The 6,544-nt window shown below is 71.4% G+C and carries 8 protein-coding genes; 3 read left to right on the top strand and 5 right to left on the bottom strand.

Features of this window, described 5'->3' with window-relative positions; genetic code table 11:
- Together AB0J09_RS52490 and AB0J09_RS52495 are read left to right on the top strand one after the other, a co-directional pair.
- Positions 1 to 1,045, top strand: a 1,045-nt coding sequence (locus AB0J09_RS52490; protein WP_360709466.1) for an FUSC family protein, incomplete at its 5' end; no start/stop codon positions are given.
- Between the two features lie 20 nt (positions 1,046 to 1,065).
- The gene (locus AB0J09_RS52495; protein ID WP_360709469.1) at positions 1,066 to 2,163 is read left to right on the top strand and encodes an FUSC family protein; all 1,098 of its coding nucleotides are present in this window, start codon (positions 1,066 to 1,068) and stop codon (positions 2,161 to 2,163) included.
- A gap of 14 nt (positions 2,164 to 2,177) precedes the next feature.
- Here AB0J09_RS52495 and AB0J09_RS52500 read toward each other — a convergent pair whose 3' ends face one another.
- The 4 genes from AB0J09_RS52500 to AB0J09_RS52515 all read right to left on the bottom strand — a co-directional run bounded on the left by AB0J09_RS52500 (position 2,178) and on the right by AB0J09_RS52515 (position 5,106).
- A complete protein-coding gene (locus tag AB0J09_RS52500) occupies positions 2,178 to 2,558 on the bottom strand; it encodes a type II toxin-antitoxin system death-on-curing family toxin (protein WP_360709471.1) in 381 nt (126 codons plus the stop codon).
- A complete protein-coding gene (locus AB0J09_RS52505; RefSeq protein ID WP_360709474.1) occupies positions 2,555 to 2,740 on the bottom strand; it encodes a CopG family transcriptional regulator in 186 nt (61 codons plus the stop codon). Before AB0J09_RS52505 ends, AB0J09_RS52500 begins: the two co-directional genes overlap by 4 nt.
- 80 nt (positions 2,741 to 2,820) lie before the next feature.
- Entirely contained in the window at positions 2,821 to 4,038 is a 1,218-nt protein-coding gene (locus AB0J09_RS52510) for a hypothetical protein (RefSeq protein WP_360709477.1), read from the bottom strand.
- Between the two features lie 51 nt (positions 4,039 to 4,089).
- On the bottom strand, positions 4,090 to 5,106 hold the full coding sequence (locus AB0J09_RS52515) for an aldo/keto reductase (RefSeq protein ID WP_360709480.1): 1,017 nt from the start codon (positions 5,104 to 5,106) through the stop codon (positions 4,090 to 4,092).
- A 91-nt stretch (positions 5,107 to 5,197) separates the two neighbouring features.
- Here AB0J09_RS52515 and AB0J09_RS52520 point away from each other — a divergent pair, with 91 nt between their 5' ends.
- Positions 5,198 to 5,737, top strand: coding sequence for a helix-turn-helix domain-containing protein (locus AB0J09_RS52520; protein WP_360709483.1), 540 nt, complete (start codon positions 5,198 to 5,200; stop codon positions 5,735 to 5,737).
- 42 nt (positions 5,738 to 5,779) lie between these two features.
- On the opposite strand, the gene AB0J09_RS52525 is transcribed toward AB0J09_RS52520, so the two are convergent.
- The coding region (locus tag AB0J09_RS52525) for an aminotransferase class I/II-fold pyridoxal phosphate-dependent enzyme (RefSeq protein ID WP_360709485.1) at positions 5,780 to 6,544 on the bottom strand (765 nt) is incomplete at its 5' end.

A 6,544-nucleotide genomic window follows, 5' to 3' on the forward strand; every position in this document is an offset into this window, starting at 1 on the left:
GGTGGTGGAGCTGGTCGCGGGGGTCAGCGTCGGCGTCGGCGTCGGTGACCTGCTGGTGTCCCGGATCGGCTCGGGAGCGTGGCAGATCGCGCTCGTGGTGGCGATGGCGATGGCCGCGGCGGTGCTGCTGGACAGCGGCTCGATGATCGTCCTCCAGGCGGGTTCCTCGGCCGTGCTCGTCGCGACCCTCCTGCCGCCGAGCGGCGCCGGCGGGTTCGCCAGGATGGTCGACGCCCTGGTCGGCGGCCTCGTGGGGCTCGCGGCGGTGGCCCTGCTGCCCGCCAGCCCGTCCGCGCTCGCGAGGCGGCACGCGAAGGGGATGTTCGGCGCGCTGGCCGACGCGCTGCGGCAGATCGCCGAGGCCATCGAGACGCGCGACACGCGCCTGGCCGCCGACGCGCTGGAGGAGGCGCGGGGCAGCCAGACGAAGGTGGAGGAGTTCCTGCAGGCGCTGCAGACGAGCAGGGAGATCGCCACCATCTCGCCGCTGCACCGCCACCGCCGCCCCAGCCTGGAGGGGTACGAGAAAGCGGCCGTGCCGCTCGATCACGCGCTCAGAAACGCCAGGGTGCTGGCCAGACGGGCCATCGTGGCGCTCGACGGCTCCAGCCCGCTCCCGCCCTGGCTGCCCGGCGCGCTGGGCGACCTCGCAGACGCGACGCTCATGCTGCGAGACGAGCTGGCCGCCGAACGCTCGCCGGAAAAGGTCACCAAGGCGCTCCTGGCGGTGGCCTCCCAGCAGGGGTCCGAGCGGTGGGGCTTCTCGGCGGACGTGATGATCGCCCAGCTCCGGTCCATCATCGTGGACCTGCTCCTGGCGACCGGCACCGAGCGGACGGAAGCGCTGGCGGCCCTGCCGTCGCTGGACGTCCACGCCCACGGGCCGGACACGTCCTTCGCCGAAGAGAGCGCCGACGACGGGCACACGCCGCGTGACCAAGAGGGCCAGACCGGCAAGGCGAGCACCTCTCCCCCGCCGACAAGAAAACGCACAACCTCCGACGAAAAGGACTTAGATAGGGCAAACGTGACCTCAATGTCATAAAGATCCGCCATGGTGGAAAGGTGCGAACCAGGCTCAGCGATCATGTGAAGGAACGACTGGGCACGTTCGGCCTCACGGCACCGTCCATCGCGCAGTGCGCGGTCGGTGCCGCAATAGCCTGGATCATCGCCATCGAGCTGCTCGGCCACCCACGCCCCTTCTTCGCCCCGATCTCCGTGCTGATCTGCGTGGGCGTCGGGCTCGGGCAGCGGCTGCGCAGGGTCGCCGAGCTGGTGATCGGCGTGAGCCTCGGGGTGGGCATCGGCGACCTGCTGGTGTCCTGGATCGGCTCGGGCGCGTGGCAGATCGCGCTCGTGGTGGCGCTGGCGATGACCGTGGCGGTGCTGCTGAACAGCGGGGCGCTGTTCGTCGCGCAGGCGGGGTCGTCGGCCGTGCTGGTGGCCGCCCTCGTGCCAGGCGACGGGGCCGGGGGCCTGGACCGGATGGCCGACGCGCTCACCGGGGGCATCATCGGGATCATGGCGGCCGCCTTACTGCCCGCCAGCCCGTTCACGATCGCGGCCAAGCACCTGTCCGGGGTGCTCGACGCGCTGTCCACGGTGCTGGAGCGGGCCGCCGAGGCGATCGAGAAGCGGGACGTGGACCTCGCGGCCGAGGCGTTGGAGGAGGCGCGCAGCACGCAGGAGGCGGTGGAGGAGTACGGGCACGCGCTGGAGACCGCCAAGGAGATCACGCTGATCTCGCCGCTGCACTGGCACCGCAAGGCCAGCCTGGCGCGTTACGAGACCGCGGCCGTGCCGGTGGACCTGGCGCTGCGGAACGCGCGGGTGCTGGCCAGGCGCACCCTGGCCGCGCTCGGAGAGGCCAGCCCGCCGCCCCCCGCCCTGGCGGAGGCGCTGCGTGAGGTCTCGGAGGCGGCGCTGCTGCTGCAACTGGAGCTCGGGGCGGGCCGCGAACCGACGCTGGCACGCCAGGCGCTGCTGGCCGTCGCGGCCCGCGAGCGGCCCGACGGGCTCGGCTTCTCGGCACACGTGATCATCGCGCAACTGCGTTCGGTGGTCGTCGACCTGCTGCAGGCGACGGGGATGGAGCACGCGGCCGCCACGGACACGCTGACGCCGCTGGACGAGCCGAGCAACGAGAGCACCCGGAGCTGAGGCGAGGCCGCCGGTCAGGATGGTGTCGTGAAGGTACGCAGGACGTCCGCGATCTCGTTCACCTCGGTGAGCTTGCCGGCCGCGACGGCGATGACGAGGTCGTAGGCGGAGTCGTCGTCGGTGTCGAGTTCGACCCCGTTGAACCGCAGGAAGACGTCCGTCACCAGCCAGGAGAGCCGCTTGTTGCCGTCGATGAGCGGATGATTGACCGCCAGCGACTGTAGGAGAGCGGCGGCTTTCGTGATCAGGTCGGGATAAGCCTCCTGGCCGAACATGGCGGAGCTCGGCCGGTGAACGGCCGAGTCGAGCAGGCCGAGGTCCCGGACCGCGAGAATGTCGCCCAGCTCGGCCTCCGCGAGCTCGAGGACCTGCTCCAGGGTGAGGTATCGGGTCATTCGCCGAGCCGATCAAGAACTGTTCGCCAGCGCTCCCTCGACTTGGCGCCGAGCCGGCGAACCTCTTCGTCGGCAGTGTGCCTTGCCAGGTATTCCTCGACCGCGGCCACCACGATCTGCTGCATGCTGCGCCCCTCGAACTCGGCGCGCTTACGGAGGGCCTCGGTCTGCTCGTCGGTCAAGCGAAGGGTCATAGCCATACCTCCCATCGTAGGTCGGAGGCGGTATCACCGCGATACCACCACCGTCAGTTTATCCTTCGCTACTCTCCGTTGGCGTTGAATTCGGCGATGGCGACCCGGGACCAGCTGCGCGCGCTCAGCCTGCCCACCGCGAGGACCGTGCGGGTGCCGGGGATGTGGGCCATGGCCTCGATGGCGCCGTACTGCTTGCGTGACGCCTTCGATTCCACCTTCATCCGGGGCAGGCGAGTCGCGGTGCCGCCGGGGGCGAGGCGCCAGGTGTTGCCGAGGCCCGTGCCGCCCGAGCTGAGCAGGACGCCGCCGGAGCCGTCCGGGGCGAGCTTCGGGCAGCAGATCGAGGGGGTGGGCACCGGGTGCCGGTTCCAGGTGGAGCCGTCCCAGCGCAACACGATCGGCGGTGGGTCGGCGGGGTCGGGGCCGCCCTCTCCGTGGTTGAACGTGTGCTCCCCCACCGCCCACGCCTCCTTCGCCGACAGGGCCACGACGTCGCTGAGGAAGGCGTCCTCCTCGGGCGGCGCAGGGTCGGCGAAACGGTAGGCGGGGGTGGGGATCAGGCGCCAGGCGCGGCCGTTCCAGTGCATGGCGGCCGGCTGGGTGAGCGGACCCGGCATCGTGCCCAAGTTCCGGTGGCCGACCGCCCACATGTCGTCCGGCGCGGTGGCGGCGAGGGCGCTCGCCTGGGCGGGGAGCGTGACGGTCCGCCAGCGTGTTCCGTCCCAGTGGCCCGCCCTGCGCTCGTCGGCGAGGACCCAGACGTCGGTGGGCGAGAACACCTGCGCGTCGATCACCTGCCACTGGTACGGCGGCAGCGGGCGCCAGCCGGTGCCGTCCCAGCGGAACACGCGCGTGCCCTGGTCGTCCGGGCGGAACAGCCACAGGTCGCCGGGGCCCGACGCGCCGAGGCGGAGATCCCCGATCACGTCGATGTCGCCGAGGCCGTCGGGCAGCTGGGCCGGCCGCCACGTGCGGCCGTCGTAGCCGAGCAGGAACGGCTGGCCGTCCCGCGCGCCGACCGCCCACGCGTCGCCGGGGCCGGTGGCGACCACGTCCCACAGCTCGCCGCCGAGCTCCTCGCCGACGTAGGTGTAACGCCAGCCGCCGGGTGCCGCGGGCGGGATGACGGGGCTGCCCCCTGTCGAGGGTGTGGGGACGGCCTGCGTGGTCGTCGGTACGGCGGGCGGCTGGAGCAGCGTTGGGCGCCCGTGGTCCCGCGCTGGGACCTGGCATGCCGCGGCGAGCCCGAGCACGAGAACCATCGCGACATGCCGGCGCTTCACTCAGCCAGGGATACCACGATTTGTCGGGCATCACCCGTACATATGCGGATGTCAGCGTGGGACGAGGTGGAAGAACGAGCCGTCCATCGGGCCGAGGTCGACGTGGGAGATCTCGTCGAGCCTGGCCACCGCTTCCTCGGGGAGGTCCAGGTCGAACGCCGCCAGGTTCTCCCGCAGCTGCTGCACCGATCGCGGGCCGATCAGCACGGAGGTCACCCCGGGGCGCCGTGCCGCCCAGGCCAGGGCCACCTCCGCCGGTGCGGCGCCGAGCCCGGCCGCGACCTTGACCAGCTCTTCGGCGATGTCCAGGTTGCGGTCGTTGAGCAGCGAGCGGGCCCAGCGGTTCGCGCCGGGCAGGGAGTGGCCGAGCAGCCTGCCCATGCGGCTGTCCGGGTCGGGGGCCTCGCCGTGCTTGTAGCGGCCGGTCAGTACGCCGCCGCCGAGCGTCCCGTACACGACGGTGCCGATGCCGTGCCGCTCGCACGCCGGCAGGATCTCCGCCTCGATCACCCGCTGGATCAGCGAGTACTGCGGCTGCAGGCTCACGAACGGGGTGCCGCCGACGCGGACGGCGGCCCACTGCGACTCGACGAGCTGGGTCGCGGTGAAGTTGGAGCAGCCGAGGTAGCGGACCTTGCCCGCCTTGACGAACCCGTCCAGCGTGGCCATCGTCTCCTCGATCGGCGTCGCCGGGTCCCACTGGTGGCACTGGTAGAGGTCGATGTAGTCGGTGCCGAGGCGGCGCAGGCTGGCGTCGAGGGCCCTGGTGAGGTGGCGCCGCGACAGGCCGCGCCCCTCCGTGCCCACCGGCATGGCGCCCTTGGTGGCCAGCACGACCCGCTCGCGCCTGCCCTTCAGCGCGCGGCCGACGATCTCCTCGGTCTCACCCCGGTGGTACAGGTCGGCGGTGTCGATGAAGTTGCCGCCCGCTTCGAGGAAGGCGTCGATGATCCGGCCGGCCTCGGCCTCGTCGCTGGCGGCCAGGCCGTACTCGGTGCCGAAGTTCATGGTGCCCAGGCATGCCCTGGAGACGCGCAGGCCGGAGCGGCCCAGATTCAGATGGTCCAACGGGAGTCCCCTAGAATCGGAATGAGTGTTCCGGATGCCTTCAGACCATACGGAACACTCGTTCCGGTTGTCAACGAAGGGGCTCTCATTGATGCGTGCCGATGCGCAACGCAACCGCGCCCGGGTGCTGGAGGCCGCCGAGGTGGTGCTGGCCAGGGACGGGCTGTCCGCCTCGATGCGCGAGATCGCCGCGCTGGCCGGGGTGGGTGTCGGTACGATCTACCGCCAGTTCCCCGCCAAGGAGGACCTCTACCAGGCCATCGTCGTCGACCGGATGCGGCGGCTGGCCGCGCTGGCCGACGAGCTGGCGTCCGCTTCTGATCCTGGGGCGGCCTTTTTCGAGTACTTCACCACGATCGTGGAGGACTCGACCGTCAAGAAGGTACTCGTGGATGCCTTGGCGGCCGCGGGGATCGATGCCAAGGCCGGCACGCCCGACATTCGGGGATCCATCGAGACGCTGTTGATGCGGGCCCAGGAGGCGGGGGCGGTCCGGGGGGATGTGGGGATGGCGGAGTTGCTCGCCCTGCTGAGTGCCGCGTGCCTGGCGGCGCAGCACAACGGGTGGGACGAGGGCCTGCGTACCAGGACCCTCGCCATCGTCTTCGACGGCCTCCGCCCGTCGGCCTGACCCCCACGCAGGTGGCCGTGCGGCCCGCAGGGGGTGCAGAGGTCAGGCGGAGAGGCGCTTGAGTCGGGTCACCGCCTCGTCGATGACCTCGTCCTTCTTGCAGAAGGCGAACCGGACGAAGTGGCGGCCGCGTTCGGCGTGGTCGTAGAAGACCTGGGTCGGGATGGCCACCACCCCGGCGAGGTCCGGGAGGCGGCGGGTGAGCTCGAGGCCGTCCGAGAAGCCCAGGGGGCGGATGTCCGTCTGGACGAAGTATGTGCCCGAGGGTCTCAAGACCGAGAAACCGGCGGCCGCGAGGCCCTCCATGAGGCGGTCGCGCTTGTCCTGGAGTCCCGCGCGAAGGGCGGACACCCACTCCAGCTCGTGCCGCAGCCCGTACGCCACCGCCAGCTGCCACGGCGCGCTCGCCGTGAACGTGAGGAACTGCTTGACCGTCTGCACCGCCGTGACCAGGGCGGGAGGGGCGCACACCCAGCCGGTCTTCCAGCCGGTGACCGAGAACGTCTTGCCCGCGGAGGAGATCATCACCGTGCGCTCGCGCATGCCGGGCAGCGTGGCCAGCGGGATGTGCTCGACCCCGTCGAACGTCAGGTGCTCGTACACCTCGTCCGTCACCGCGATCAGCCCGTGCTCCTGGCAGAGCGTGGCGATGACCTCCAGTTCGGCGCGGGTGAACACGGTCCCCGTGGGGTTGTGCGGCGAGTTCACGAGGATGGCGCGGGTGCGGGGTGTGACCGCGGCGCGCAGCTCGTCCGGGTCGAACGAGAAGCGGCCCTCCACCGGGCGCCTCGTCACGGCCACCAGCCG

This window comes from Nonomuraea sp. NPDC049784, assembly GCF_040659615.1.
GTDB lineage: Bacteria > Actinomycetota > Actinomycetes > Streptosporangiales > Streptosporangiaceae > Nonomuraea.